Source organism: Burkholderia humptydooensis (assembly GCF_001513745.1).
In the GTDB taxonomy this organism is placed as follows: Bacteria; Pseudomonadota; Gammaproteobacteria; order Burkholderiales; family Burkholderiaceae; genus Burkholderia; species Burkholderia humptydooensis.
Genome location: NZ_CP013382.1, coordinates 1,863,806 through 1,888,584, shown reverse-complemented (window position 1 = coordinate 1,888,584; position 24,779 = coordinate 1,863,806). Strand labels below are relative to the sequence as shown.

The window sequence follows — 24,779 nt, the reverse complement described above, 5'->3', positions numbered from 1 at the left end:
CGCGCGGCGGCGCGCGGCGCGTTCAGTGGTATTCGGCGACGAGCGCGAGGTGCGGCGCGGCGGCCGGACGGGCGAGCGGCGCGGCGGCGTGCGCCGCGTGCTGCTCGTCGTGCGGCTCGACGCGCGTCGTCGCCGTGCCGAACAGCACGAGCCGGTAGCCGATCGAATAGACCGGAATGATCCGCATGTTCTTGTCGAAATCGAGGCCGAGCTTCGAGCGGATGCGCGACACGTGCGTGTCGAGCGTGCGCGACGACACCGCGAGCTCGCGGCCCCACACCGCTTCCTGGATCGCCTGGCGCGACACGACCTTGTTCATGTTGTCGAGCAGGAATTCGACGACGTCGAATTCGCGCGGGGTCAGGCTGACCGGCTCGCCGTCGATCTCGATGATGCGGCGGACGAAGTTGATCTTGATGTTGTCGATGTACAGATACTTGCAATCCATGGTGATCCTCGTGATTCGCAGACGAATGGGCGAACGGCACGAGGAGCGTTACTGCAAGTGTCGGGCCAGGCTGGCGCGATGCAGCGGTCAAACGGCATCAAAGGTCTTTTTTATCGCTCAAGTGCATGAATCGAAAGCGTTTTCGGGTGGCGGCGCGTGGCCTGCGGTAGCGCCGGAAATGTAACAATCTGAAACCGTTTGAAGGTGTGTTACGTAGCACGGACGTTTGCGTTACGTCTGTGCGACCGGCGACGTAACGTGCGGCGGAGCGATTGGGGCGGGCGGCGGGCGCCGCCCATCGCCCTCCGCCCCCCGCCCGTCAAGCCGCCGCTTCTCCGGCGGCCGGGAACGGCAGCGCGTAGTGCCGCTTGCCCGTCGCCGCGAAGATCGCGTTCGCGACGGCGGGGCCGATCGGCGCGACGCCCGGCTCGCCGACGCCCGTCGGCGCCTCGCCCGACGGCACGATGTGCACCTCGACCTTCGGCATCTCGGCGATCCGCAGCACGCGGTAGCCGTCGAAGTTGTTCTGCTCGACCTTGCCGTCCTTCAGCGTGATCGCGCCGTGCAGCACCGCGCCGAGCCCGAAGCCGATGCCGCCTTCCATCTGCGCGGCGATCACGTCCGGATTGATCGCGGTGCCGCAATCGACCGCGCAGACGACGCGCTCGACCTTCACGGCGCCGTGCTCGTCCACCGACACCTCGGCGACCTGCGCGACGTAGCTCCTGAACGCCTCGGCGACCGCGATCCCACGTCCGCGGCCCTTCGGCAGCGGCTTTGCCGGGTCCCAGCCGGCCTTCCCGGCGGCGAGCTCGAGCACGGCCTTCAGGCGCGGCGCGTGCGCGAGCAGGTCGCGGCGGAACAGGTACGGGTCCTTGCCCGCCGCGTGCGCGGCCTCGTCGACGAACGCCTCGACCGCATACGCGGTGTGCGAGCTGCCGACGACGCGCCACCACAGCACCGGCACGCCGGCCTTCGTCGTCGTCAGCTCGACCGATACGTTCGGAATCGCATACGGCAGGTTCGCCGCGCCCTCGACCGACGTCTGGTCGATCCCGTTCTTCACCATCACCGCCTCGAACGGCGTGCCGGCGAGGATCGACTGGCCGACGATCCGATGCCGCCAGCCGACGAGCTTGCCGTCCTTCGAAAGCGCCGCGTCGAGCTTGTGGAAGTACATCGGCCGATAGAGGCCGCCGTGGATGTCGTCCTCGCGCGTCCATTGCAGCTTGACGGGCGTGCCGTTCGCGCCGAGCGCCTTCGCGATCGACACGGCCTCGACGACATAGTCCGACCACGCGTTCGCGCGCCGGCCGAAGCTGCCGCCCGCATACAGCGTATGAATCCTGACCTGCGACGGATCGAGCCCCGCGACGCGCGCCGCGTTGCCCTGGTCGATCGTCTGGAACTGATCGCCCGCCCAGATCTCGCAACTGTCGGCCGTCAGCTTGACGACCGCGTCGAGCGGCTCCATCGGCGCGTGCGCGAGGTACGGAAACTCGTACGATGCGGAGATCCGCTTCGCCGCGCCGGCGAGCGCGTGGTCGGCGTCGCCGTCGCGGCGCGCGGACGCGCCCGGGCGCTCGGCGAGCTGCCGGTACTCGCGCATGATCGCGTCGGAGCTGCGCTTCTCCGCGTTCGAATCGTCCCATTCGACCTTCAGCGCGTCGCGGCCCTGTTTCGCGGCCCAGAAGCCCTTCGCGACGACCGCGACGCCGCGCTCGACCTGCACGACCGACACGACGCCCGGCACCGCCTTCGCGGCGCTCGCGTCGAACGACTTCACCTTGCCGCCGAAGACGGGCGGGCGCTGCAGCAGCGCGACGAGCATGCCGGGCATCGTCACGTCGATCGTGAACTGCGCGGTGCCGTCAGATTTCGCGAGCGCGTCGACGCGCGGCACCGGCTTGCCGATCAGCCGGAAATCGGCCGGCGACTTCAGCGTGACCTTCTCCGGCACGGGCAGCGCGGCCGCGGCCGCCGCGAGCGAGCCGTAGGTCGCCTCGCGGCCGCTCGCCGCATGGCGCACGGCGCCGTCGCCCGTCGTCAGCTCGGCGGCGGGCACGTTCCACTGCGCGGCGGCCGCCGCTACGAGCATCGCGCGCGCCTTCGCGCCCGCCTCGCGCAACTGCATCCACGAGTTCGCCATCGCCGAGCTGCCGCCCGTGCCCTGCAGCTTGCCGAACTGCAGGTTCGCGTAGCGCGATGCGTCGGCGGGCGCGCTTTCGACGCGCACGTCGCGCCAGTTCGCGTCGAGCTCTTCGGCGACGATCGTCGCGATGCCGGTGTACGCGCCCTGGCCCATCTCGACATGCTTCGCGATCACGGTCACGCTGTTGTCCGGCGCGACGCGCAGGAACGCGTTCGGCGCGAACGCGCCGGCTGCGCCTGCATCGGCGGCGGGGGCGGTGGCGGCGAGCGCCGGGCGGCCCGCGTCGCGCCATTCGAAGCCGATCGTGAGGCCAACGGCCGCGGCGGCGCCGGCGGCCTTCAGGAATGTGCGGCGGGACGCGCGCACCGCATTCGGGAGATCGAGGTCGGTCGTCATCGTCAGGCCTTCAGGGTGGCGGCCGCTTCGTGAATCGCGGCGCGGATGCGGGTGTAGGTCGCGCAACGGCAGATGTTGCCGTTCATCGCGGCGTCGATGTCGGCGTCGGTGGGCGCCGGGTTCTGTTCGAGGAGCGCGGTCGCCGACATGATCTGGCCGGACTGGCAGTAGCCGCACTGCGGCACCTGCAGCTTGACCCATGCGGCCTGGACGGCCTTCGCGGGCTTGCTCGCGAGCCCTTCGACCGTCGTCACGCGCTTGCCGGCGACGGCTGCGAGCGGCAGCACGCACGAGCGCACCGCCTGGCCTTCGAGATGCACGGTGCACGCGCCGCATTGCGCGGCGCCGCAGCCGAACTTCGTGCCGTGCAGGCCCGCGTCTTCGCGGATCGCCCAGAGGAGCGGCATCGCGGGATCGGCGTCCAGCGTCAGATTCTTGCCGTTCAGCACAAACGAGGTAGACATGGACAATCTCCGTGTGGGGAATGCCCGGACTTGGCGCCGGGTGATAGCCGGCAGTGTGAGGGACGGACCGCCGTTGCGTTTACACAATCCTGCAAAAATATTGAACAATCCTGCAAATCCCGAGCGCGGTGGGCGGCCGCCGCGTCGCCCGCATCCGCGCCTGCTACGATCACGACTCCAACGCTCGCTCATTGCCGATGGATCAGCGCTACGCTCCACTCGAATCCGCCGCGCACGCGGCGTCTCCCCCGGCCGATGCGCGGCTGCCGTCGCTCGCGCCGCGCGAGGCCGCGCGCCGCGAGCTCGCCGCGCTGATCGACCGCTTCGCACCCGCCGACGGCGCGCACCCGAGCGCGATTCCCGCGCTGTCGTTCTTCCGCTGCTCGTCGCCCGTCGACCTCGGCTGCAGCGTCACGCGCGCCGCGTTCGTGTTCGCCGCGCAGGGCGCGAAGCGGGTGACGGTCGCGGGGCAGGCATACGAATACGATCATCAGCAGTGCCTCGTCACGTCGGTCGATCTGCCGATGCTGTCGCAGGTCACGCGCGCGTCGGCCGATGCGCCGTATCTGTGCGTGAAGATCGCGCTCGACGTGCAGCGCATCGCCGAACTCGCGGCCGAGATGCGGATGCCGCCGCCGGACGCGGTGCCGACGGGCGAGGGGATCGCCGTCGGCGCGCTGTCCGAGCCGCTCTTCGACGCGGCGCTGCGGCTCGTGCGATTGCTCGATACTCCAGGCGACATTCCGATCCTCGCGCCGCTGATCGAAAAGGAACTGCTGTACCGGCTGCTGACGAGCGGGCAGGGCGCGCGGCTGCGGCATATCGCGGTCGCGGGCAGCCAGACGTACCGGATCGCGCGCGCGATCGAATGGCTCCGCGATCATTACGCGGAGCCGCTCAGGGTCGAGACGCTCGCGCAGCAGGTGAACATGAGCGTGTCGTCGCTGCATCATCACTTCAAGCACGTGACGACGCTGAGCCCGCTCCAGTATCAAAAGCAACTGCGGCTGCACGAGGCGCGCCGGCTGCTGCTCGGCCAGCACGGCGACGTCGGCTCGGTCGCGCTCAGGGTCGGGTACGACAGCCCGTCGCAGTTCAGCCGCGAGTACAGCCGCCTGTTCGGCGCGCCGCCGTTGCGCGACGTCGTGCAGTTGAGGCGCCGCGACGGGACGGGCGTCCAGGAGTGATGCGCGCGGCGAGTGGCGGCCGGCGCGTGGCGTGAGACACCGGTCTCGGTTCGGCATGCGCAGCGCGCGGCGAGGGACGCGCGTCTCATGCGGTCCGCGCGATCGTGCGCATGCCTGCATGTGCGCGCGCGATGCGCACGCGGGCGAAGCGGCGGTGCCGGCGCGAATGAGGCAATGAACATGAATACGGACATCGAAATGAATTCCGACCTCGAAACGGCTGTCGGCGTGGCGCGCGAGTTCTGGCGCTTGATGGGCACGAACGATTTTCATGCGGTCGCGGCGGTGCTCGCCGACGGCTTCGTGCTCGACTGGCCGCAATCGAACGAGCGCATTCGCGGCGTCCGAAATTTCGCGATGCTGAATAGCGAGTACCCGGCGCACGGGCCATGGACGTCTACGATCGGCCGGATGATCGGCGACGCGCACGAGGCCGTGTCCGACGTGTCCGTCACGGACGGCGTCCAGCGCGCGCGGGCGATTTCGTTCTTCACGGTGGTGCATCGGAAGATTGCGCGCATCGTCGAGTTCTGGCCCGAGCCATACGCCGCACCCTACGATCGCTCGCATCTCGTCGAGCGGATCGATTGAGCGAAACGATCAAGCGAACGGATAGGGTGGTGCGCGTGCCGAAGCGTGCGACGCGCGTCGCAAAAAATCAGGCGGCTGCCTGACGGCGGCCCGCCGGGCGAATCAGGGATCGCTACGCCGCGCTCACGAACGCCGAACATACGAGCGCCGGCCACTGGGTCGACGATACAAAACGGCGTTCGCCTGTTTCGCGAACGCCGTGCTTGACGTGATGTGTCGTGGTGGTTCGGAGGTCCGCTGCCGATCGATGCACCGATTCGAAACCGGCCGCGCGTGCGAGCCGCGCTGCTCAACGTCCGGCTCAGTTCGGCCACACGTGCGCCGCGCTCAGCGCACGACGGTGAATCCCTGATGCTCGGGCTGGATCGACGCCGAATCGACCGCTTGCAGGCGCCACGCGCCTTGCGGGTTCTCGCCGCCGAGGACCGCGTCGCCATGCTCTTCGTCGGACGAACGCTCCACGTTCGAGAACGACAGCCCTTGCAGCCGGCACAGCGCTTCGCCGCTGTCGGCCGAGCACAGCGCAACCGCGCCTTCGACGTCCTTCACCTTGCCCCACGTCGGCAGATCGATGCCCTGATGCGCTTCGCGCGACCACAGTTGCTCGTCGGTGTCGAGCCACAGGACCGCGAATTGCTGCGCAGAGGAACCGCTGCCGTTGATTCGAATGGTGAGGCGCATGCTTCGTCTCCTTTCGAAGGTTAGCCGGTGAGCTTTCTCAGTCTAGGTGGATTGACACGGAACGCAAGCGGCGTCACAAAAAGATTGACGCGGATCGCGTTGCCCGGCACTGGGCGGCGCGTGCGAAACGGTTGCGCATAGCGTGCCGTGAACGGGCTTGTCTGCGCAATCAGGTGTTTTCATGAGCGATGCGTGCACACGCACGTCATGTCGGCCCGATTGCATCGCGTTATCGGGCGCGTCGATTTGCCGCGCGCACGCGATTGCGCGCGTCGCCAAAGCAGCGTGTGCGATGCGCATTTTCCGGGGTCCGGAATAACGTTTCCCGAATCGATCGGTTGGTCGCGGCAAGCCCCGTTGATAGATTGGTCCCTTGTTCTTCAACGGAGACACGCATGTCCGCGATCTATGAGACGGCCGTCCAAACCGCGCGCGGCGAGCCCGCGCGAGACGCGCATCTAATCGCGAGCGACGCCGAGGCGATCGACGCCGCGCGCGCGCTCGCCGAGCGGCTCGCGCCAGGCGCGGCCGAGCGCGATCGCGAGCGCAGACTGCCCTACGACGAAATCGACTGGTTCTCGCAATCGGGCCTCTGGGCGATCACGGTGCCGAAGGCGTATGGCGGCGCGGGCGTGTCGCACGTGACGCTGACCGAGGTCGTGAAGCGCGTCGCGGCCGCGGACCCGTCGCTCGGCCAACTGCCGCAGAACCACTTCGGCCTCGTCGACGTGATCGCGCTCACGGGCACCGACGAGCAGAAGCGCTTCTTCTTCGGCGAGATTCTGAAGGGCAAGCGATTCGGTAACGGCTTCTCGGAGAAGGGCACGAAGAACGTGCTCGACCTGAAGACGAAAGTGATTCGCGACGGCGACGGCTATCGCGTCGACGGCACGAAGTTCTATTCGACGGGCGCGCTGTTCGCGCATTACGTGCCGGTGCTCGGGATCGACGACGATCGCAAGGGCTGGCTCGCGTACATTCCGAAGGGCACGCCCGGGCTCTCGGTGATCGACGACTGGTCGGGCTTCGGCCAGCGGACGACCGCGAGCGGCACGGTCAGGCTCGACAACGTGCGCGTGCCGGCGTCGCATGTGTTTGCCGCGCACCGCGTGTCGGATCAGCCGACGCTGAACGGCCCGCTGTCGCAGATCATTCAGGCGGCGATCGACGCGGGCATCGCGCACGCGGCGCTCGACGACACGCTGCGCTTCGTGCGCGAGCGCTCGCGGCCGTGGATCGACAGCGGCGTCGAGCGCGCGGCCGACGATCCGCTGACGATTCGCGAGACGGGCCGCCTCGTGATCCAGTTGCACGCGGCCGATGCGCTGCTCGAACGCGCGGCGCGCACGCTCGATGCGCTCGCCGCGCAACGCGAAGTCTCCGAGGACGACGTCGCGCGCGCATCGGTTGCGGTGGGCGAGGCGAAGGTGTTGACGACCGAGATCGCGCTGCTCGCGAGCGAGAAGCTGTTCGAGCTCGCCGGCACGCAGGCGACGCTCGCCGAGCACGACCTCGACCGCCACTGGCGCAACGCGCGCACGCATACGCTGCACGACCCGGTGCGCTGGAAATATCACCTCGTCGGCAACTACTATCTGAACGGCGTCGCGCCCGCGCGCCACGCATGGAACTGAGCCGATGAACGCGATCACGCAACCGGCCGTCGCGCGTGCGGCGCGACGGATTTCGAGCGACGCCGACGCGCTCGACGCGGCCCGCGCGTTCGCGGCGACGATCGCGCCCGACGCCGCCGCGCGCGATCGCGAGCGCCGCCTGCCGCACGCTGAGCTCGACGTGTATTCGGCAACGGGCCTCTGGGGCATCGCGGTGCCGCGCGAATTCGGCGGCGCGGCGGTGTCGGCGGCGACGCTCGCGGAGGTCACGGCGATCGTGTCGGAGGCCGATCCCGCGATCGGCCAGATTCCGCAGAACCATTTCTTCATGCTCGAAGTGCTGCGCGTGAACGGCACGCGCGCGCAGCAGCGCTTCTACTTCGAGCGCGCGCTCGCGGGCGAGCGCTTCGGCAACGCGCTGTCCGAGCGCGGCACGAAGCACGTGCGCGACTACCGGACGACGATCACGCCCGACGGCGCGGGCTTCCGGCTCAACGGCCGCAAGTTCTATTCGACGGGCGCGCTCTTCGCGCACTGGATTCCGGTCGTCGCGAAGGACGCGAACGACCGGCTGCACGTCGCGTTCGCGCCGGCGCGCGCGCCGGGCCTCACGGTCGACGACGACTGGAACGGCTTCGGCCAGCGCACGACGGGCAGCGGCACGACGCGGCTCGACGACGTGTATGTCGACGCATCGGCCGTCGTGCCGTACAGCGACGCGTTCGACGCGAAGCCGACGCCGGTCGGCCCGCTCGGCCAGTTGCTGCACGCGGGCGTCGATCTCGGCATCGCGCGCGCCGCGTTCGCCGACGCGCGCCGCTTCGTGCGCGAACGCGCGCGGCCGTGGATCGACAGCGGCGTCGCGCGCGCGAGCGACGATCCGCTCGCGCTCGAGATCTTCGGCAGGCTCGCAGTCGACCTCGACGCGGCCGGCGCGCTGACCGAGCGCGCGGGCATGCGCGTGGACGCGGCGATCGACGATGCGAACGAGCGCACGGTCGCGGCCGCGTCGATCGCGGTCGCGAAGGCGCGCGCGGCGACGACCGAGATCGCGCTCGCGGCGTCGTCGCGCCTCGTCGAGCTCGCGGGCACGCAGGGCACGCTCGCCGAGCACGCGCTCGATCGCCACTGGCGCAATGCGCGCACGCACACGCTGCACGATCCGGTGCGCTGGAAATACATCGCGATCGCCGATTACTACCTGAACGACGCGCTGCCGCCGCGCCACGGCGCGTTGTGACGCGATAGCCGCCCATCGACCGAATCGAGAGAACGCTTCACCATGACCCGACAGATCCGTTTCAACGCCTTCGACATGAACTGCGTCGGCCATCAGTCGCCGGGGCTCTGGGCGCATCCGCGCGACGAGTCGTGGCGCTATCGCGAACTGAGCTACTGGACCGGGCTCGCGCAACTGCTGGAGCGCGGCAAGTTCGATGGCCTGTTCATCGCCGACGTGCTCGGCATCTACGACGTCTATCAGGGCGGCGGCGAAGCGGCGATCCGGCAGGGCGCGCAGGTGCCCGTCAACGATCCGATCCTGCTCGTGTCCGCGATGGCGGCCGCGACGCGGCATCTCGGCTTCGGCGTCACGTGCTCGCTGTCGTATGAGCATCCGTATCCGTTCGCGCGGCGCATGTCGACGCTCGATCATCTGACGGGCGGGCGCGTCGGCTGGAACGTCGTCACGTCGTACCTCGACAGCGCCGCGCGCAACCTCGGGCTGCCGCAGCAGACGAATCACGACGAGCGCTACGCGATTGCCGACGAGTATCTCGAGGTCTGCTACAAGCTGTGGGAAGGCTCGTGGGAAGACGACGCCGTCGTGCGCGACGCCGCGCGCCGCGTGTTCGCCGAGCCGTCCAAGGTGCATCCGGTCGGCCATCGCGGCCGCCATTACGACGTGCCCGGCATCCATCTGTGCGAGCCGTCGCCGCAGCGCACGCCGGTGCTCTATCAGGCGGGCGCTTCCCGGCGCGGCAAGGACTTCGCCGCGCAGCATGCGGAGTGCATCTTCGTCGCCGCGCCGTCGCGCACGATCCTGAAGGCGTTCGTCGCCGACATCCGCGAGCGCGTGAAGCAGTTCGGCCGCGATCCGCGCGACGTGCTGATCTTCAACCTGCACACGGTGATCACGGGCCGCACGTCGGCCGACGCGCACGCGAAGCACGCCGACTATCGCCGCTACGCGAGCGACGAGGGCGCGCTCGCGCTGATGTCCGGCTGGACCGGGATCGATCTGTCGAAATACGACCTCGACGCGCCGCTCGAGCACGTCGAGAGCAATGCGATCCAGTCGGCCGTCGAGGCGCTGTCGAGCGCCGATCCGACGCGCCAGTGGACCGTGCGCGAGATCGCGCGCTGGGGCGGCATCGGCGGACTCGGGCCGGTGTCGGTCGGCGACGCGCGCGAGATCGCCGACGATCTGCAATCGTGGGTCGACGAGACCGACGTCGACGGCTTCAACCTCGCGTACGCGGTGACGCCGGAGACGTTCGTCGACGTCGTCGAGCTCGTCGTGCCGGAACTGCAGCGGCGCGGCGTCTATCAGACCGACTATGCGCCGGGCACGCTGCGCGAGAAGCTGCATCGCGCGGGGCCGCGGCTCGCGGCGCCGCATCCGGCCGCGAGCTATCGCGTCGGCGGCGAGCATGCGGCGGCCGAGCGGATCGCGGCGGGGGAGTGACGGCGAGCAGGCCGCGGCGTCGCCGGTCGGCGGCGATCCGAGGGCGATGATCGGGCGCGCGATGCCGGGCGTCGAGTCGAGGCTCGGCGGCCGCCGGCCTGCGTTGCCGGCGCGCCCGCGCCGATCGCCGAATCCGCCGAGTCCGGCAGGCGTTCGCGCCTTGCGTCGTCACGCAGCCGCGCTTCGCGCCTTCTGCTCGCGAGCCGGCGCATCGAGCGCGGGCAGCGTGATCACGAAGCGCGCGCCGCCGAGCGGTGAGTCGTCGAGCCGCACGTCACCGCCGTGCGCGAGCGCGACGCGCCGCACGATCGTGAGGCCCAGGCCGAAGCCGCCCGTTAGCCGGTCGCGGCTCGAATCGAGCCGGTGGAACGGTTCGAACACGCGGTCGCGGTCGGCTGCCGGAATGCCGGGGCCGTCGTCGTCGACAGTCAGCACGAGCGCGCCCGCTTCGCCGAGCGCCGCCCGCAGCGAGATCGTCGACGACGCGTAGCGCATGCCGTTGCGAATCAGGTTCAGCAGCGCGCGCGCGACGAGCTTCGCATCGCACACGTGGCACGCGGGCGCGCCGCGCGCCGCCACGTCGAGCGTGAGCCGGCGATCGGCGATGTCGTGCGCGACGCTCGCCGCGACGCTGTCGATCAGCTCCGCGACCATCACCTGCATCAGCGCGAGATGCCGCTCGCCCTGTTCGAGCCGGCCGATCGTCAGCAGCTCGGTGACGAGCTCGTCGAGCTCGCGCACGTCGCGGCGAAGCGCCTCCTGCCGCTCGCGCATGCGCTCGGTCGCATCCGGCGACGTGAGCAGCGCGAGGCCGAACTCGAGACGCGCGAGCGGCGTCTTCAGCTCGTGCGAGATGCCATGCATCATCTCGCGCTGCTGCTGGATCGACGCCTCGATCCGTTTCGCCATGTCGTTGAACTGCTGCGACAGCTCGTAGATGTTCGACTTGCGCGACAGCTCGGCGCGCGTCGACAGCCGGCCGTTGCCGAACGCGCGCGCGGCCGCCTCGAGCTTGCGCAGGTCGCGCCAGTGGTAGTGGATCCACAGCGCGACGGCGAGCAGCGTCGCGAGCGCGACGGTCAGGTACGCGTAGATCTGGATGTCGAGGCTGGGCGGCTCGTCCGGGCGCGCGTGCAGCACGGTGCCGTCGACGAGCGGCATGAAATAGTCCTTGCCGTCGTAGCTGATCGCGATCTCGCCGCGGTCGAGATCGCGCCGCTGCTCGGCGCTCAGCAGCTTGCGCGCGTCGTCGATCGACATGAAGCCGAAGCCCTCATTGCCGTGCTTCGCGAGCTCGCGCAGCGCGCCTTGGCGCGACTCGCCCGGATGGCGCTCGAGATAATCGTTCAGCACGAACGCGTAGGTGCCGAGCGTCTCGCGCGCGGCGCTCGACATCCGGTCGTAGAAGAAGCGCGTGAACGACGTGTTGATGAAAAGGATCGCCGCCGCTGCGCAGACGACCACGACGAGATACAGCCTGACGAGCGAGCGCAGCATTCAGTCGTCCCACGCGGACGGGCTGAACAGATAGCCGCGCCCCCAGATCGTCTTGATCTTGTGCGGCTCGGACGAGGCGTCCTCGAACCGGCGCCGCAGCTTCGAGATGCCCGAGTCGACCGAGCGGTCGAGGCCGTCGAACTCGATGCCGCGCAATTGCTTGAGGATGTCGTCGCGGCTCAGCACGGTGCCTGCCGAGCGCGCGAGGATCAGCAGCAGGTTGAACTCGGCCGTCTTCAGGTCGACGGGCTCGCCGCGCCACGTGACCGTGCGGTTCGGCGGCGAGATCGCAAGCTCGCCGAACACGAGCGTCTCGCTCGCGGGCGATTCGACGCTCGCGCCCGGCTGCGCGCGGCGCAGCAACGCGCGGACGCGCGCGACGAGCACGCGCGGCTCGATCGGCTTCGTCACGTAGTCGTCGGCGCCCGTCTCGAGGCCGGCCACCTGATCGTAGACGTCCGAGCGCGCGGTCAGGATCAGCACCGGCACGTTCGAGAACCCGCGGATGCGGCGGCACACTTCCATGCCGTCGAGATGCGGCAGCATCAGGTCGAGTATCACGAGCGCGGGCTGATGCTCGCGCACGGCCCCGACGGCGAGGTCGCCGCGCCGGACCACCGTCACCGAGAATTCGTAGCTGTCGAGATACTCGCGGATCAATTGCGCGAGGCGATCGTCGTCTTCGATCAGCAGCACCCGGTATTTGAGCGGCACTTCGTTCATGGTTTCCTCGGCAAGGGGCAGCGCACGCGCATTCTAGCCGCGCGCGCCGGCCGCCGGGGACGGCCACAACAATCGCCGACAATCGGACACAAATCCGCACATATTCCCGAAACATTCGGGACAGATTCGCCGGGCGCCCGAACCTAGACTGCGGACTCCCTGGCTCTTTCCCGGCACCGCGCGCCCATCCCTTCACTCCCTCCGGTATTGCGTGCCGTTCGCGGGCTTCATGTCCGTCGCGGCCGCGGTGAGTCATGACGACGGCTGCGCGGACGAGAGCCGCTTCGACCGGCCGGGCCCGGATTGTATGAAGGGCATGGGCAATGCGCCGGGCTCGGCGATGTTTCTGATTCTGAAGAAGGAGGTGCCCATCGTGCTGATCTGGAAAACCGCGCTTTCGCTCACCTGGCGGGCGGGCCTCGTGTCGCCCGCGAGCGCGCCCGCCGCGGCCGCGCACGTCGACCGGATCGTGCTTACCGGGGCGACCGGCTTCATCGGCGGCGCGGTGCTCGTGTCGCTCGTCAACGCCGGGCTGCTCGATCGCGTCGTGTGCGTCGTGCGCGCGTGCGACCGCGCGCACGCGCTCGCGCGGCTGCGCGCGGCGGCGCTCAAGAGCGGGCTCGCGCCTTACTGGGCCGAGCGGCTGACCGAGGCGAACGTGATCGCGGGCGAGCTCGACGGCGCGCTCGCCGATGCGGACGCTGCGCGCATCGCGCTCGCATCGCACGTGATCCATTGCGCGGGCGTCGCGTCGCTCGCCGATGCGAGCGTCGTCAACGAGACGAACGTCGACGCGACGCTGCACTTCGCGCGCCGCTTCGCGGGCAGCCGGCGGCTGCAGCGTTTCGTGCACGTCGGCGCGGCGTTCGCCTGCGGGATCAGGGCCCGCGGCACGATCCACGAGGACGATACGCCGGCGCGCGGCCGCGAGATCGATGTCGGGCCGTATACGCGCGGCAAGCGCGACGCGGAAGCGCGACTGCGCGCGCTCGGCCTGCCGCTCGTCGTCGTGCGGCCGTCGTGCGTCGTCGGGCACACGCTGCTCGGCACGCAGCCGTCGGCGAGCACGTTCTGGATGTTCCGGATCGTTCACGCGGCGCGCCGCTTCACCGCGCGGCCGATGGCGCGCATCGACGTGATCGCGGTGGACGACTGCGCGCGCGCGCTGATGCTGCTCGCGCTCAAGCCGTCGCTCGCGCACGATACGTACCACGTGTCGGCGGGCGACGAAGCGCCGACCGTCACGCAGATCGTGCGCGCGATGGACGAGGCGGTGGGCCTCGACGACGAGCCGCGCTACGCGCTCTGCTCGTCCGCCGAGTTTCCTTCGATCGCGCGCGACGTGCTCGGCCGCCGCGACGCCGCGCGCGAGCGCGTGATCCGGCGCGCGTTGCAGTCTTACGCCGCGTTCGCCGAGCTCGACCACGTGTTCGACAACGCGCGCGTGCGCCGCGAGATCGATTTCGAGCCGCTGCCGTTCGTCGATTATGTGAACGAATGCATGCGCACGTCGCGCGGCGTCGACGTGCTTGCGCAGATGCCGCGGACGGCTGCCGGCGCAAGCCTGTCATGAGCGCGAACAGACCCTGGACTTGCGCGCGGCGGCCGCGCGTCACGAGCCGCCGACTTCGATCAGCTTGTCGAGCGCCGCGTACACCTCGCGGAGCGCATCCGCGCCGAAGCGCTGCTCGAGGAGCCGATACTGCTCGTCGATGCGCGGGCCGATCTGCGTGACGAGCTGACGACTCTGCGGCGTCAGGCTGACGATCAGCCTGCGCTGATCCTCCTGCGCGCGCGTGCGGCGAATCAGGCCGTCGCGCTCCATTCTCTCCAGCACGCCCGTGAGGCTCGGGCTCAGGATGCAGCAGCGCTTCGCGATCTGCCCGGCTTCGAGCTCATGAGACGGTTCGCCGTCCAGCACGCGAATGATCCGCCATTGCTGCTCCGTCAGCGCAAATTCCTTCAGGATCGGCCGGAACCGGCCCATCAACGTTTCGCGGGCCTCGAGCAGCAGCATGGCCAGATTGCGGTGATCGAACTTACGATTCATGAGGGTCCTGGAAGGGCAGTTGATCCATCAATCTTAGCAGGGCGAAAATCGTCGGTGACCGCCTTATCAGGGTTATCAGGGTTATCGCGGTTGTTCTTTTCGCATGCTGTAGTTAATATGTTAAGCAATTGACCCGGCCGCGCGACGCGGCGGAGGATGAATCGCATGGAGCTGTCTCTCGTCGAACGCGGCGCGCGCGTCGCGACGGTGCCGATCGGCGCCGTCTACGGCGCGCTGCTCAACGATCGCGGCGCGCTCGCGGCGCTTGGCGACGCGGTGCACGCGCCGCCGTACAGCCAGCCGCCGCGGGCGCCCGTGCTGTACGTGAAGCCCGCGAACACGCACGCGGGCGACGGCGCGGCCGTCGTCGTGCCGGCGGGCGTCGACGCGCTCGAAATCGGCGCGTCGGTCGGCGTCGTGTTCGCGCGCCGCACGACGCGCGTGCCGGCCGAGCAGGCGCTCGACTTCGTTGAAGGTTTTACGCTTGCAAGCGACGTGTCGATTCCGCATCCCGATTATTACCGCCCGGCGGTGCGCTTCAAGTGCCGCGACGGCTTTTGCCCGCTCGGGCCGGCGATCGTTGCACGCGCAAGCATCCGCGACGCGGACGCGCTCGTGGTGACGGTGCGCGTGGACGGCGAGCGGCGCTACGAGGCGAGCACCGCGAACCTGATCCGCCCGGTCGCGCGGCTGATCGCCGACGTATCGGCGTTCATGTCGTTCGACGCGGGCGACGTGCTGCTCGTCGGCGTCGGCCCAAACGCGCCGCGCGCGGCGGCGGGCAGCGCGATCGAGATCGACGCGCCGGGCATCGGCACGCTGCGTCACACGTTGATCGCGGAGGGGGCGCGATGAAGACCGCGCGCATCGTATTCAACGGCGCGCTGCACGCGGCCGAGCCGGCGGGCGAAGGGCGCGTGCGGCTCGATACCGGGCGCGTGCTCGCCGAGACGGACGTCTCGTGGCTGCCGCCCATCGTGCCGCGCACGACGTTCGCGCTCGGCCTGAACTATGCCGATCACGCGAAGGAGCTTGCGTTCAGCGCGCCCGCCGAGCCGCTCATCTTCCTGAAAGGGCCGAACACGTTCGTCGGCCACCGCGCGCAAACTGTGCGGCCCGCCGACGCTACGCACATGCATTACGAGTGCGAGCTCGCGGTCGTGATCGGCCGCGAGGCGCGGCGCGTCGCGCGCGCGCAGGCGCTCGACCATGTGCTCGGCTACACGATCGGCAACGATTACGCGATTCGCGACTATCTGGAGAATTTTTACCGGCCGAACCTGCGCGTGAAGAATCGCGACACGTGCACGCCGCTTGGCCCGTGGCTCGTGAGCCGCGACGAGATCGGCGACGCGTCGAATCTCGCGCTGCGCACGACGGTCAACGGCGTCGAGACGCAGCGCGGCAACACGCGCGACATGATCTTCGACGTCGCGTCGCTGATCGAATACATCAGCGGATTCATGACGCTCTCGCCCGGCGACCTGATCCTGACCGGCACGCCCGAGGGGCTCGCCGACACGAAGCCGGGCGACGAGGTCGTGACCGAGATCGAGGGGATCGGCCGGCTCGTCAACACGATCGTCGGCGAAGCGGATTACTATCGCGCCGGCTGACGCCGCCGCACAAGGAGAGACGCATGGGCATCAAGCACTGGATCGGCGGCCGCGAAGTCGACAGCCGGGAAACGTTCACGACGTTCAATCCGGCGACGGGCGAGCCGATCGCCGAGGTCGCGTCGGGCGGCGCGCAGGAAATCGACGCGGCGGTGCGCGCCGCGAAGGACGCGTTTCCGAAATGGGCGGGCACGCCGGCGAAGGAGCGCGCGAAGCTGATGCGCAAGCTCGGCGAACTGATCGAGCGCAACGTGCCTGCGCTCGCCGCGCTCGAAACGCAGGACACCGGCCTGCCGATCTCGCAGACGAGGAAGCAGTTGATCCCGCGCGCGTCGGAGAATTTCCACTTCTTCGCCGAAGTGTGCACGCGGATGAACGGCCGCAGCTATCCGGTCGACGACCAGATGCTGAACTACACGCTGTACCAGCCGGTCGGCGTGTGCGCGCTCGTGTCGCCGTGGAACGTGCCGTTCATGACCGCGACGTGGAAGACCGCGCCGTGTCTCGCGCTCGGCAACACCGCGGTGCTGAAGATGTCGGAGCTCTCGCCGCTCACGGCCGACCAGCTCGGCCGCCTCGCGCTCGAGGCGGGCATTCCGGCCGGCGTGCTGAACGTCGTGCAGGGCTACGGCGCGACGGCGGGCGACGCGCTCGTGCGGCATCCGGACGTGCGCGCGGTGTCGTTTACGGGCGGCACGGTGACGGGCAAGCGGATCATGGAGCGCGCGGGCCTGAAGAAATATTCGATGGAGCTGGGCGGCAAGTCGCCCGTGCTGATCTTCGACGACGCCGATTTCGACCGCGCGCTCGACGCGTCGCTCTTCACGATCTTCTCGATCAACGGCGAGCGCTGCACGGCGGGCTCGCGGATCTTCGTGCAGCGGACGATCTACGACAGGTTCGTCGCCGAGTTCGCGCGCCGCGCGAACAACCTGATCGTGGGCGACCCGGCCGACGAGAACACGCAGGTGGGCTCGATGATCACGCGCGCGCACTGGGAGAAGGTGACGGGCTACGTCCGGCTCGGCGTCGAAGAGGGCGCGCGGCTCGTCGCGGGCGGCGCGGACAAGCCGGCGAACCTGCCCGCGCATCTGGCGAACGGCAACTTCGTGCGGCCGACCGTGTTCGCCGACGTCGACAACCGGATGCGCATCGCGCAGGAAGAGATCTTCGGGCCGGTTGCGTGCCTGATTCCGTTCGACGGCGAGGAGGACGGGCTGCGCGCGGCGAACGACACGTCGTACGGCCTCGCGTCGTATTTGTGGACGCGGGACGTCGGCCGCGCGCACCGGCTCGCGCGCGGAATCGAGGCGGGCATGGTGTTCGTCAACAGCCAGAACGTGCGCGACCTGCGCCAGCCGTTCGGCGGCGTGAAGGAGTCGGGCACCGGCCGCGAGGGCGGCGAATACAGCTTCGAGGTGTTCGCCGAGATCAAGAACGTGTGCATCTCGATGGGCAGCCATCACATTCCCCGCTGGGGCGTGTGACGCCCGCCGACAACGAACGATACGCCGCGCGCCGGGGCCGTCGGCCGGCCGCGCGGCAGGAGACTCACGATGGGAAAGCTGTCACTTGCCGCGAAGGTCACGCACGTGCCGTCGATGTATCTGTCCGAGCTGCCGGGCCGGCATCACGGCTGCCGCGCGGAGGCGATCCGCGGCCATCAGGCGATCGGCGAGCGCTGCCGCGCGCTCGGCGTCGACACGATCGTCGTCGCCGACACGCACTGGCTCGTCAACGCCGGCTATCACGTGAACTGCAACGGGCATTTCGCGGGCGTCTACACGAGCAACGAGCTGCCGCACTTCATCCGCGACATGCGCTACGAATATCCGGGCAATCCGGCGCTCGGCCATCTGATCGCGGCGGCCGCGAACGCGCGCGGAATCGGCACGCGCGCGCACGAGATCGACAGCCTCGAGCTCGAGTACGGCACGCTCGTGCCGATGCGCTACATGAACGCCGATCGGCACTTCAAGGTCGTGTCGATCGCCGGCTGGTGCGTGTGGCACTCGCTCGACGAAAGCCGCCGCTTCGGCGAGGCGCTCAGGCACGCGATCGAGACGAGCGATTCGAACGTCGCGTTCCTCGCGAGCGGCTCGCTGTCGCACCGCTTCAACGACAACGGCAGCCCGGAGGAGGCGATCCACATGATTAGCCGCGAGTTCTACAGGCAGGTCGATCTGCGCGTGGTCGAGCTGTGGAAGCAGGGCGATTTCGCGACGTTCTGCAAGATGCTGCCCGAGTACAGCACGCATTGCCACGGCGAAGGCGGCATGCACGACACCGCGATGCTGCTCGGCCTGCTCGGCTGGGACAGCTACGACAAGCCGGTCGAGATCGTGACCGACTACTTCGCGAGCTCGGGCACCGGGCAGATCAACGCGATCTTTCCGCTGCCGTGAGCGGCGCGCCGTTCGCTTCGCGCGCCGAACGCCATCTTGAAGAAGACGGAGAACCGACATGCCTCACATCATCGTCGAATACACCGCGAACATTCGCGACGACGCACGGATTCCCGTGCTGCTCAAGACGATCAACGAGACGCTGATCGCGCAGGGCGGCGTGTTTCCGACGGGCGGCATCCGCTCGCGCGCGATCGAGCTGCAGGATTACTGCGTCGCGGACGGCACCGCCGACGACGCATTCGTGCACGTGACGCTGAAGATCGGCTCGGGCCGCGACGACGCGACGAAACAGGCCGCGTGCGACGCGCTGTTCGACGCGATCAAGGCGCATTTCGCGGCGCTCTACGCGCAGCGCTATCTCGCGCTGTCGATGGAGCTCGCCGAGTTCAGCGAGACGGGCTCGTACAAGCACAACAACATCCACGCGCGCTACCGGCGCGGCGCGTGACCTCATCCCGACAACGGTGACCATGCTAGATTCCTCCACCATCCAGTTGCTCGCCCGCCGGCTGCACGCCGCGGAGCGCGAGCGCAAGCAGATCCGCCAGATCTCGCTCGACTACCCGGAGATCACGATCGACGACGCGTACGCGATCCAGCGCACGTGGGTCGACATGAAGCTCGCCGAGGGACGCGTGCTGAAAGGGCACAAGATCGGCCTCACGTCGAAGGCGATGCAGTCTTCGTCGCAGATCGACGAGCCGGACTTTGGCGCGCTGCTCGACGACATGTTCTTCGAGGACGGCGCGACGATTCCGGCGCGCCGCTTCATCGTGCCGCGCGTCGAGGTCGAGCTCGCGTTCGTGCTCGGCAAGCCGCTGAAAGGGCCGCACTGCTCGGTGTTCGACGTGTACGACGCGGTCGATTACGTGGTGCCCGCGCTCGAGATCATCGATGCGCGCAGCCAGTCGATCGATCCGGACACGAAGCGCCCGCGCAAGGTGTTCGACACGATCGCCGACAACGCGGCGAACGCGGGCGTCGTGCTCGGCGGGCGGCCCGTGCGGCCGATGGACGTCGACCTGCGCTGGGTCGCGGCGATCATGTCGCGCAACGGCGTCGTCGAGGAGACGGGCGTCGCGGCGGGCGTGCTGAACCATCCGGCGAACGGCGTCGCGTGGCTCGCGAACCGGCTCGCGCGCTTCGACGTGTCGCTCGACGCGGGCGAGATCATCCTCGGCGGCTCGTTCACGCGGCCGTGCGCGGCGCAGAGCGGCGACACGTTCAACGTCGATTACGGCCCGCTCGGCGCGATCCATTGCCACTTCGAATGACGGACGACGATGCGCATTCCTGAGAACACGTTCAAGGCCGCGCTCGCGCGCGGGCAGGCGCAGATCGGGCTGTGGCTCGGGCTGGCGAACGCCTATGCGGCGGAGGTCGTCGCGGGCGCGGGCTTCGACTGGCTGCTGATCGACGGCGAGCATGCGCCGAACACGGTGCCGACGATCCTCGCGCAATTGCAGGCGATCGCCGCGTATCCGTCGCATCCCGTCGTGCGCGTGCCGTGGAACGACGCGGTCATCGTCAAGCAGGTGCTCGATCTCGGCGCGCAGACGCTGCTCGTGCCGATGGTGCAGAACGCCGACGAGGCGCGCGCGGCGGTGGCGGCGACGCGCTATCCGCCGCATGGCGTGCGCGGCGTCGGCAGCGCGCTCGCGCGCGCGTCGCGCTGGAATCGCGTCGACGATTACCTGCGGCGCGCGAACGAGCGGATCGCGGTGCTCGTGCAGGTCGAGACGCGCGCGGGGCTCGACGCGATCGATGCGATCGCGCGCGTCGACGGCGTCGACGGCGTGTTCATCGGGCCCGCCGATCTCGCGGCCGATCTCGGGCGTCTGGGCGACCCCGCGCATCCGGACGTGCAGGCGGCGATCGGCCGCGCGATCGCCGCGATCGTCGCAGCGGGCAAGGCGGCGGGCATTCTCAGCGCGGACGAGCGCGCGGCGCGGCGCTATCTCGAAGCCGGCGCGACGTTCGTCGCGGTCGGCGTCGACACGACGCTGCTCGCGCGCGGCGCCGAGCGGCTCGCCGCGCAATTCAGGCCGGCGGCCGGCGGCGAACGGGCGGGCGTGATCGAGGGCGATGCGACGTATTGAGCGAAGCCGACATCGCGCCCAAACGAATTCCGCTTGGGCGAGGCCGCCGGCGATTGTCACCGTTCGGGCGACGGGCGCATCCCACGCTTTTCGACAACCGTCGCGAAGCGATCGCGGCGCATGAGTGAGGGGCGCATCGCGCCGTTCGATCAGAACCGCTGCTGCATCCCGAGGGTCACGCCGACCTGCGTGTCCGCATACCCAAGCGTATCGCGCGACACGCCGACGTTCTGCCCATGCTTCGCGATCGCGAAGCCGCCCGCCGCGTACAGCACCGTGCGCTTCGACAGCGCGTATTGCGCGCGCAGCGACACGAGCGTCGGATCGGCGTCGGCGCCGCCCTTGATGTTCTGGTGATAGACCGCGCCCGTGAACGAGAACGCCGGCGTGAAGTTGTACGCGCCGCCGATCCAGTACATGTCGCTCGACTGCGTCGCCGCCGCCGTGTGATACGTGCGGCGGTAGTTGCGGTAGCCCGCCATCGTCTTCAGGTTGCCGAAGTCGTAGCTGACGCCCGCGTGAATGCCCTGCACGTAGTTGACGGGGTCCGCGGGCGTCACGCTGTCGCCCGCGCCGTTCTGGCGGTCGAACGTGACGACCGCGGCGAACGGGCCGCTCTCGTAGCCGAGCGCGAAGTCGTACTTCGAGCTCGTCTTCACGCTGCCCGGCACGTTGCCGAAGCCGAACATCGCGCCGAAGCGCAGGCCGCCGTACGCGCCGTCGTATCGCACCGCGTTCGACGAGCGCGTGAAGAGGCCGTCCTTGCGGCCGCCCGTGGCCGTCGACGACGTCGCCCACGAATAATTCTGCGCGTAGCCCATCGGGTCGAACGGCAGCATGTAGTCGTACGTGACCGTGAAGTTGCGCCCGAGCGTCAGCTCGCCCCACTTGCCCTTGAGGCCCACCGTCGCGCGCCGCGCGAAGATCGAGTCGGGGCCGTCGTCGAACGCGCCGTTCGCGAGATCGATCCCGCTTTCGAGCCGGAACACCGCCTTCAGGCCGCCGCCGAGATCCTCGACGCCGCGCAGGCCCCAGCGCGACGTGTTCTTGTTGCCCGACTTCATCCGGAACGCGCCGCCGCCGTCGGGCGCCGCGTGGTTCACGTATTCGATGCCCGCGTCCATGATCCCGTAGAGCGTGATGCTCGATTGCGCGAGCGCGTGGCCGGCCGAGAGGCTCCCGCACGCGGCGAGGCCGGCTGAGATCGCAGTCGTGCCGGCGATGCGGCGATGCTTTTTCATTTTCGGTGTCTCCGATTGAGTGGTGGTTGTTTTAGGGGGCGCGCACGTTCGCCGTCGGGCGGCGTGCGCGGCCTCGGTCAGCCCGCTTTCGCGAACGCCCAGCAATCGTTCGCCGGGAACTCGAGCCAGTGCCGGCCCGCCGCGCGCGGCACCGTGCCGAACGCGCGCAGCCGCAGCGCGCCGCAATGGAACAGGTACTCCCAGCGATCGCCGAGATACATCGACGTCACGAGCTCGGCGGGCAGCCGGTTCTCGCCGGGGCCGTCCGCAACCTGCACGCGCTCGACGCGAATCACCGCGTGCGCGTCCTCGCCGTGCCGCAGCGCGCCGCGCGCGCGCGCCGCGAGCCGCCAGCCGTCGCCCGCGAGCGTCACGCGCTCGCCGTCGACCGCGTCGACGCGTGCGTCGATCCGGTTATTGCTGCCCATGAACTCGGCCGTGTAGAGCGTGCGCGGCGCGCCGTACAGCTCGGCGGGCGCGCCTTCCTGCTCGATGCGGCCGTCGCGCAGCAGCAGGATGCGGTCCGACATCGCCATCGCCTCGGCCTGATCGTGCGTCACGCAGAGCGCGGACAAGCCGAGCGACACGATCAGCTCGCGCAGCCACGCGCGCGCTTCCTCGCGCAGCTTCGCGTCGAGGTTCGACAGCGGCTCGTCGAGCAGGATCACGGGCGGGTTGTAGACGAGCGCGCGCGCGATCGCGACGCGCTGCTGCTGGCCGCCCGACAGTTGGTGCGGATAGCGCCCGGCGAGGTGGCCGAGGCCGAGCTGGTCGAGCGCGGTCTGCACGCGGCGCTTGATCTCGCCCGATGCGACGCGGCGCAGCCTGAGCCCGTAGCCGACGTTCTCGGCGACCGTGCGGTGCGGCCACAGCGCATACGACTGGAACACGAGGCCGAGCGAGCGCGCCTCGACGGGCAGGTCGATGCGGTTCGCGCCGTCGAAGAAGGTGCGCTCGTCGAGCCGGATGCGGCCGGCCGACGGCGTCTCGAGCCCCGCGACCGCGCGCAGCAGCGTCGTCTTGCCGCTGCCCGACGCGCCGAGCAGGCACACGACCTCGCCCGCGTTCAATTCGAACGACACGCCCTTGAGGATCGGGTTCGCGCCGTAGCTCAGATGCAGATCGTCGACGATGAGCTTATCCATGCAGTTTCACTCCGAAGCGCAACGCGACGGCGAGTCCCGCGCCGACCATTGCGATGTTGATGACGGACAGCGCGGCGACCTGGTCGACCGCCCCTGTCGCCCACAGCGACACGAGCAGCGCGCCGATCACCTCGGTGCCGGGCGACAGCAGGTAGACGGCCGTCGAGTACTCGCGCTCGAAGATCATGAAGATCAGGAGCCAGGCGGCCAGGAGGCCAAAGCGCACGAGCGGCAGCGTCACGTCGAGCGACACGCGCGCGCGCGTCGCGCCGACGCTGCGGCCCGCTTCCTCGAGCTCGGGGCCCACCTGCAGCAGCGCGCTCTGGATCACGCGCATTCCGTACGCGAGCCACACGACCGTGTACGCGATCCAGATGCTCCACATCGAGCTCTTCAGCTCGCGCAGGCCCGGCACGAACAGGAAGATCCACAGGAACGCGAGGCCGGCGAGCAGGCCCGGCACCGCGCGCGGCAGCAGCACGATGTAGTCGAGCATGCGCGCGACCCAGTCGTGGCGGCGGTGGCCCGCGAACGCGACGAGCGAATAGAAGCCGATCGCGAGCGCGCCGCCGATCACGCCGATGCCGAGCGTGTTGACGATCGCGCGCACGAGGTTGTCCTGCTCGAACAGCTCGACGAAGTTCGCGACGGTCAGCACCTCGGCGAGCGGCACGCCTTCGCCCCAGTTCGTGACGAACGCGCGCAGCACGATGCCGGAGATCGGCACGATCACGGTGAGCGCGAGCCACGCGGCGACGATCGCGAGCGCGACCCAGCGCCATGCGCGCAGCGGCAGCACGGTCGCGCGGCCCGCCTTGCCCTTGACGGTCACGTAGCGGTTCGCGGATTTCAGCAGGTGGCGCTGCAAGAGCACGAGCGGGAACGTGATCGCGATGATGCACACGGCGACGGCCGCCATCAGGTGATACGACGGCACGCCGAGCTTGTTGGTCAGCTTGTACAGGTACGTCGCGAGCACGAGGTGGCCTTCGGGATCGCCGAGCACGAGCGGCAGCCCGAACACCTCGAAGCCGAGGAAGAACACGAGCACGCCGGAGAAGAGCAGCGCGGGCAGCGTCATCGGCAGGCTCACGTCGAGCGCGACGCGAAACGGCCGCGCGCCCGCGACGCGCGCCGCTTCCTCGACGTCCGAGCCGAGGTTGCGCAGCGCGGCCGACGCGTACAGGTACACGTGCGGCACGTGCGTGAGGCCCACGATGACCGTGATCGCGAAGATCGAGTAGACGTTCCACGGCACGGATTCGACGCCGAACAGCGCCTTGAACCACACCGAGTAGAAGCCCACCGGGCCCGCCGCGACGACGTAGCCGAACGCGAGCACCATCGGCGACACGAACACCGGCGTGAGCACGAGCGGCTCCAGCCAGCGGCGGCCGGGCAGATCGGTGCGCACCATCAGGAACGCGAGGACGCCGCCGAGCGGAATCGAGATGAACAGCATCCCGCCCGCGATGACGAACGAGTTCTTCACGGCGGACCAGAAGTCGGGATCGCCGAAGATGAAGCGAAAGCCCTCGACGCCGAGCGTTCTGTTCGCGTCGAAGAACGGCGCGGACAACAGGCTCTGGAACACGATGAACGCGATCGGCAGCGCGACGGCGATCGTCAGGACGGCGACGACGATCCAGCGCAGCATGCCCGCGAGCGGCCAGAGTCCGCCCGCCGACGGCGCGCCCTGTGCGCCGCCGCCGAGCGCGCCGGGCATGGGCGCGCAGGGGCGGCCGGTGCGGGTTGTAAGCATGAGTTCACCCTTGCGGCCCG

The 24,779-nt window shown here is 69.3% G+C and carries 23 protein-coding genes; 13 read left to right on the top strand and 10 right to left on the bottom strand.

Translation table 11 applies throughout. The features are described from left to right. Window positions 1-22: 22 nt before the first annotated feature. The 3 genes from AQ610_RS27385 to AQ610_RS27375 form a co-directional block, all read right to left on the bottom strand. A complete protein-coding gene (locus AQ610_RS27385) occupies window positions 23-448 on the bottom strand; it encodes a winged helix-turn-helix domain-containing protein (RefSeq protein WP_006027665.1) in 426 nt (141 codons plus the stop codon). Between the two features lie 319 nt (window positions 449-767). After that, entirely contained in the window at window positions 768-2,996 is a 2,229-nt protein-coding gene (locus tag AQ610_RS27380; protein ID WP_006027664.1) for a xanthine dehydrogenase family protein molybdopterin-binding subunit, read from the bottom strand. A 2-nt stretch (window positions 2,997-2,998) separates the two neighbouring features. Then, a complete protein-coding gene (locus AQ610_RS27375; RefSeq protein WP_009914591.1) occupies window positions 2,999-3,460 on the bottom strand; it encodes a (2Fe-2S)-binding protein in 462 nt (153 codons plus the stop codon). A 197-nt stretch (window positions 3,461-3,657) separates the two neighbouring features. Between AQ610_RS27375 and AQ610_RS27370 the strand changes: the two genes are divergently transcribed. After that, window positions 3,658-4,647, top strand: coding sequence for an AraC family transcriptional regulator (locus AQ610_RS27370; RefSeq protein WP_006027662.1), 990 nt, complete (start codon window positions 3,658-3,660; stop codon window positions 4,645-4,647). 192 nt (window positions 4,648-4,839) lie between these two features. Then, on the top strand, window positions 4,840-5,238 hold the full coding sequence (locus AQ610_RS27365) for a nuclear transport factor 2 family protein (protein WP_043282887.1): 399 nt from the start codon (window positions 4,840-4,842) through the stop codon (window positions 5,236-5,238). A 327-nt stretch (window positions 5,239-5,565) separates the two neighbouring features. Here AQ610_RS27365 and AQ610_RS27360 read toward each other — a convergent pair whose 3' ends face one another. Continuing rightward, window positions 5,566-5,919: a DUF3564 family protein gene (locus AQ610_RS27360; protein ID WP_006027660.1), complete on the bottom strand. Its 354-nt coding sequence runs from the start codon at window positions 5,917-5,919 to the stop codon at window positions 5,566-5,568. A 395-nt stretch (window positions 5,920-6,314) separates the two neighbouring features. On the opposite strand from AQ610_RS27360, the gene AQ610_RS27355 reads away from it, so the two are divergent. From AQ610_RS27355 to AQ610_RS27345, 3 genes are read left to right on the top strand one after another with little or no spacing between them, the layout of a single operon-like run. Further along, window positions 6,315-7,553, top strand: a complete 1,239-nt coding sequence (locus AQ610_RS27355; protein ID WP_006027659.1) for an SfnB family sulfur acquisition oxidoreductase — start codon at window positions 6,315-6,317, stop codon at window positions 7,551-7,553. 4 nt (window positions 7,554-7,557) lie between these two features. Next, on the top strand, window positions 7,558-8,772 hold the full coding sequence (locus AQ610_RS27350) for an SfnB family sulfur acquisition oxidoreductase (RefSeq protein WP_006027658.1): 1,215 nt from the start codon (window positions 7,558-7,560) through the stop codon (window positions 8,770-8,772). Window positions 8,773-8,814: 42 nt separating this feature from the next. Next, a complete protein-coding gene (locus AQ610_RS27345; protein ID WP_006027657.1) occupies window positions 8,815-10,218 on the top strand; it encodes an LLM class flavin-dependent oxidoreductase in 1,404 nt (467 codons plus the stop codon). A gap of 168 nt (window positions 10,219-10,386) precedes the next feature. Here AQ610_RS27345 and AQ610_RS27340 read toward each other — a convergent pair whose 3' ends face one another. Together AQ610_RS27340 and bprR are read right to left on the bottom strand one after the other, a co-directional pair. Then, entirely contained in the window at window positions 10,387-11,715 is a 1,329-nt protein-coding gene (locus tag AQ610_RS27340; RefSeq protein ID WP_009914601.1) for an ATP-binding protein, read from the bottom strand. Next, complete coding sequence (gene bprR, locus AQ610_RS27335; protein ID WP_006027655.1) at window positions 11,716-12,438, bottom strand: two-component system response regulator BprR; 723 nt, start codon at window positions 12,436-12,438, stop codon at window positions 11,716-11,718. It lies immediately after the preceding gene. 373 nt (window positions 12,439-12,811) lie between these two features. Here bprR and AQ610_RS27330 point away from each other — a divergent pair, with 373 nt between their 5' ends. Beyond that, window positions 12,812-14,011, top strand: coding sequence for an SDR family oxidoreductase (locus AQ610_RS27330; RefSeq protein WP_043282886.1), 1,200 nt, complete (start codon window positions 12,812-12,814; stop codon window positions 14,009-14,011). A 39-nt stretch (window positions 14,012-14,050) separates the two neighbouring features. Here the strand turns inward: AQ610_RS27330 and hpaR are convergent, their stop codons facing one another. Then, a complete protein-coding gene (hpaR, locus tag AQ610_RS27325) occupies window positions 14,051-14,488 on the bottom strand; it encodes a homoprotocatechuate degradation operon regulator HpaR (RefSeq protein ID WP_009914602.1) in 438 nt (145 codons plus the stop codon). 165 nt (window positions 14,489-14,653) lie between these two features. Here hpaR and AQ610_RS27320 point away from each other — a divergent pair, with 165 nt between their 5' ends. From AQ610_RS27320 to hpaI, 7 genes are all read left to right on the top strand, one after another. After that, entirely contained in the window at window positions 14,654-15,343 is a 690-nt protein-coding gene (locus AQ610_RS27320) for a fumarylacetoacetate hydrolase family protein (RefSeq protein WP_009914603.1), read from the top strand. Beyond that, entirely contained in the window at window positions 15,340-16,104 is a 765-nt protein-coding gene (locus AQ610_RS27315) for a fumarylacetoacetate hydrolase family protein (protein WP_006027651.1), read from the top strand. Before AQ610_RS27320 ends, AQ610_RS27315 begins: the two co-directional genes overlap by 4 nt. A gap of 23 nt (window positions 16,105-16,127) precedes the next feature. After that, on the top strand, window positions 16,128-17,591 hold the full coding sequence (gene hpaE / locus AQ610_RS27310; protein WP_006027650.1) for a 5-carboxymethyl-2-hydroxymuconate semialdehyde dehydrogenase: 1,464 nt from the start codon (window positions 16,128-16,130) through the stop codon (window positions 17,589-17,591). A gap of 69 nt (window positions 17,592-17,660) precedes the next feature. After that, the gene (gene hpaD, locus AQ610_RS27305) at window positions 17,661-18,509 is read left to right on the top strand and encodes a 3,4-dihydroxyphenylacetate 2,3-dioxygenase (RefSeq protein WP_006027649.1); all 849 of its coding nucleotides are present in this window, start codon (window positions 17,661-17,663) and stop codon (window positions 18,507-18,509) included. 58 nt (window positions 18,510-18,567) lie between these two features. After that, window positions 18,568-18,960 carry a 5-carboxymethyl-2-hydroxymuconate Delta-isomerase gene (locus tag AQ610_RS27300; RefSeq protein WP_006027648.1) on the top strand — a complete coding sequence of 131 codons (393 nt, stop codon included), beginning with the start codon at window positions 18,568-18,570 and terminating at the stop codon, window positions 18,958-18,960. 22 nt (window positions 18,961-18,982) lie between these two features. Then, on the top strand, window positions 18,983-19,786 hold the full coding sequence (gene hpaH / locus AQ610_RS27295) for a 2-oxo-hept-4-ene-1,7-dioate hydratase (protein ID WP_006027647.1): 804 nt from the start codon (window positions 18,983-18,985) through the stop codon (window positions 19,784-19,786). A 9-nt stretch (window positions 19,787-19,795) separates the two neighbouring features. Next, window positions 19,796-20,611, top strand: coding sequence for a 4-hydroxy-2-oxoheptanedioate aldolase (gene hpaI, locus AQ610_RS27290; protein ID WP_006027646.1), 816 nt, complete (start codon window positions 19,796-19,798; stop codon window positions 20,609-20,611). A gap of 149 nt (window positions 20,612-20,760) precedes the next feature. Here hpaI and AQ610_RS27285 read toward each other — a convergent pair whose 3' ends face one another. The 3 genes from AQ610_RS27285 to AQ610_RS27275 all read right to left on the bottom strand — a co-directional run bounded on the left by AQ610_RS27285 (window position 20,761) and on the right by AQ610_RS27275 (window position 24,759). After that, window positions 20,761-21,852, bottom strand: a complete 1,092-nt coding sequence (locus AQ610_RS27285; protein ID WP_006027645.1) for a porin — start codon at window positions 21,850-21,852, stop codon at window positions 20,761-20,763. Window positions 21,853-21,929: 77 nt separating this feature from the next. Continuing rightward, on the bottom strand, window positions 21,930-22,997 hold the full coding sequence (locus tag AQ610_RS27280; RefSeq protein WP_006027644.1) for an ABC transporter ATP-binding protein: 1,068 nt from the start codon (window positions 22,995-22,997) through the stop codon (window positions 21,930-21,932). Further along, complete coding sequence (locus AQ610_RS27275) at window positions 22,990-24,759, bottom strand: ABC transporter permease (protein WP_015603184.1); 1,770 nt, start codon at window positions 24,757-24,759, stop codon at window positions 22,990-22,992. Before AQ610_RS27275 ends, AQ610_RS27280 begins: the two co-directional genes overlap by 8 nt. Window positions 24,760-24,779: the final 20 nt, after the last annotated feature.

Excerpts from the sequence above, each read along its gene's own strand:
- AQ610_RS27285 (WP_006027645.1), bottom strand. The coding sequence starts at position 21,852 with ATGAAAAAGCATCGCCGCATCGCCGGCACGACTGCGATCTCAGCCGGC.
- AQ610_RS27340 (WP_009914601.1), bottom strand. The coding sequence starts at position 11,715 with ATGCTGCGCTCGCTCGTCAGGCTGTATCTCGTCGTGGTCGTCTGCGCA.
- bprR (WP_006027655.1), bottom strand. The coding sequence starts at position 12,438 with ATGAACGAAGTGCCGCTCAAATACCGGGTGCTGCTGATCGAAGACGAC.
- AQ610_RS27280 (WP_006027644.1), bottom strand. The coding sequence starts at position 22,997 with ATGGATAAGCTCATCGTCGACGATCTGCATCTGAGCTACGGCGCGAAC.
- hpaD (WP_006027649.1), top strand. The coding sequence starts at position 17,661 with ATGGGAAAGCTGTCACTTGCCGCGAAGGTCACGCACGTGCCGTCGATG.
- hpaE (WP_006027650.1), top strand. The coding sequence starts at position 16,128 with ATGGGCATCAAGCACTGGATCGGCGGCCGCGAAGTCGACAGCCGGGAA.
- AQ610_RS27275 (WP_015603184.1), bottom strand. The coding sequence starts at position 24,759 with ATGCTTACAACCCGCACCGGCCGCCCCTGCGCGCCCATGCCCGGCGCG.
- AQ610_RS27360 (WP_006027660.1), bottom strand. The coding sequence starts at position 5,919 with ATGCGCCTCACCATTCGAATCAACGGCAGCGGTTCCTCTGCGCAGCAA.
- hpaR (WP_009914602.1), bottom strand. The coding sequence starts at position 14,488 with ATGAATCGTAAGTTCGATCACCGCAATCTGGCCATGCTGCTGCTCGAG.
- AQ610_RS27355 (WP_006027659.1), top strand. The coding sequence starts at position 6,315 with ATGTCCGCGATCTATGAGACGGCCGTCCAAACCGCGCGCGGCGAGCCC.
- AQ610_RS27375 (WP_009914591.1), bottom strand. The coding sequence starts at position 3,460 with ATGTCTACCTCGTTTGTGCTGAACGGCAAGAATCTGACGCTGGACGCC.
- hpaI (WP_006027646.1), top strand. The coding sequence starts at position 19,796 with ATGCGCATTCCTGAGAACACGTTCAAGGCCGCGCTCGCGCGCGGGCAG.
- hpaH (WP_006027647.1), top strand. The coding sequence starts at position 18,983 with ATGCTAGATTCCTCCACCATCCAGTTGCTCGCCCGCCGGCTGCACGCC.
- AQ610_RS27300 (WP_006027648.1), top strand. The coding sequence starts at position 18,568 with ATGCCTCACATCATCGTCGAATACACCGCGAACATTCGCGACGACGCA.
- AQ610_RS27350 (WP_006027658.1), top strand. The coding sequence starts at position 7,558 with ATGAACGCGATCACGCAACCGGCCGTCGCGCGTGCGGCGCGACGGATT.
- AQ610_RS27370 (WP_006027662.1), top strand. The coding sequence starts at position 3,658 with ATGGATCAGCGCTACGCTCCACTCGAATCCGCCGCGCACGCGGCGTCT.
- AQ610_RS27320 (WP_009914603.1), top strand. The coding sequence starts at position 14,654 with ATGGAGCTGTCTCTCGTCGAACGCGGCGCGCGCGTCGCGACGGTGCCG.
- AQ610_RS27345 (WP_006027657.1), top strand. The coding sequence starts at position 8,815 with ATGACCCGACAGATCCGTTTCAACGCCTTCGACATGAACTGCGTCGGC.
- AQ610_RS27385 (WP_006027665.1), bottom strand. The coding sequence starts at position 448 with ATGGATTGCAAGTATCTGTACATCGACAACATCAAGATCAACTTCGTC.
- AQ610_RS27380 (WP_006027664.1), bottom strand. The coding sequence starts at position 2,996 with ATGACGACCGACCTCGATCTCCCGAATGCGGTGCGCGCGTCCCGCCGC.
- AQ610_RS27315 (WP_006027651.1), top strand. The coding sequence starts at position 15,340 with ATGAAGACCGCGCGCATCGTATTCAACGGCGCGCTGCACGCGGCCGAG.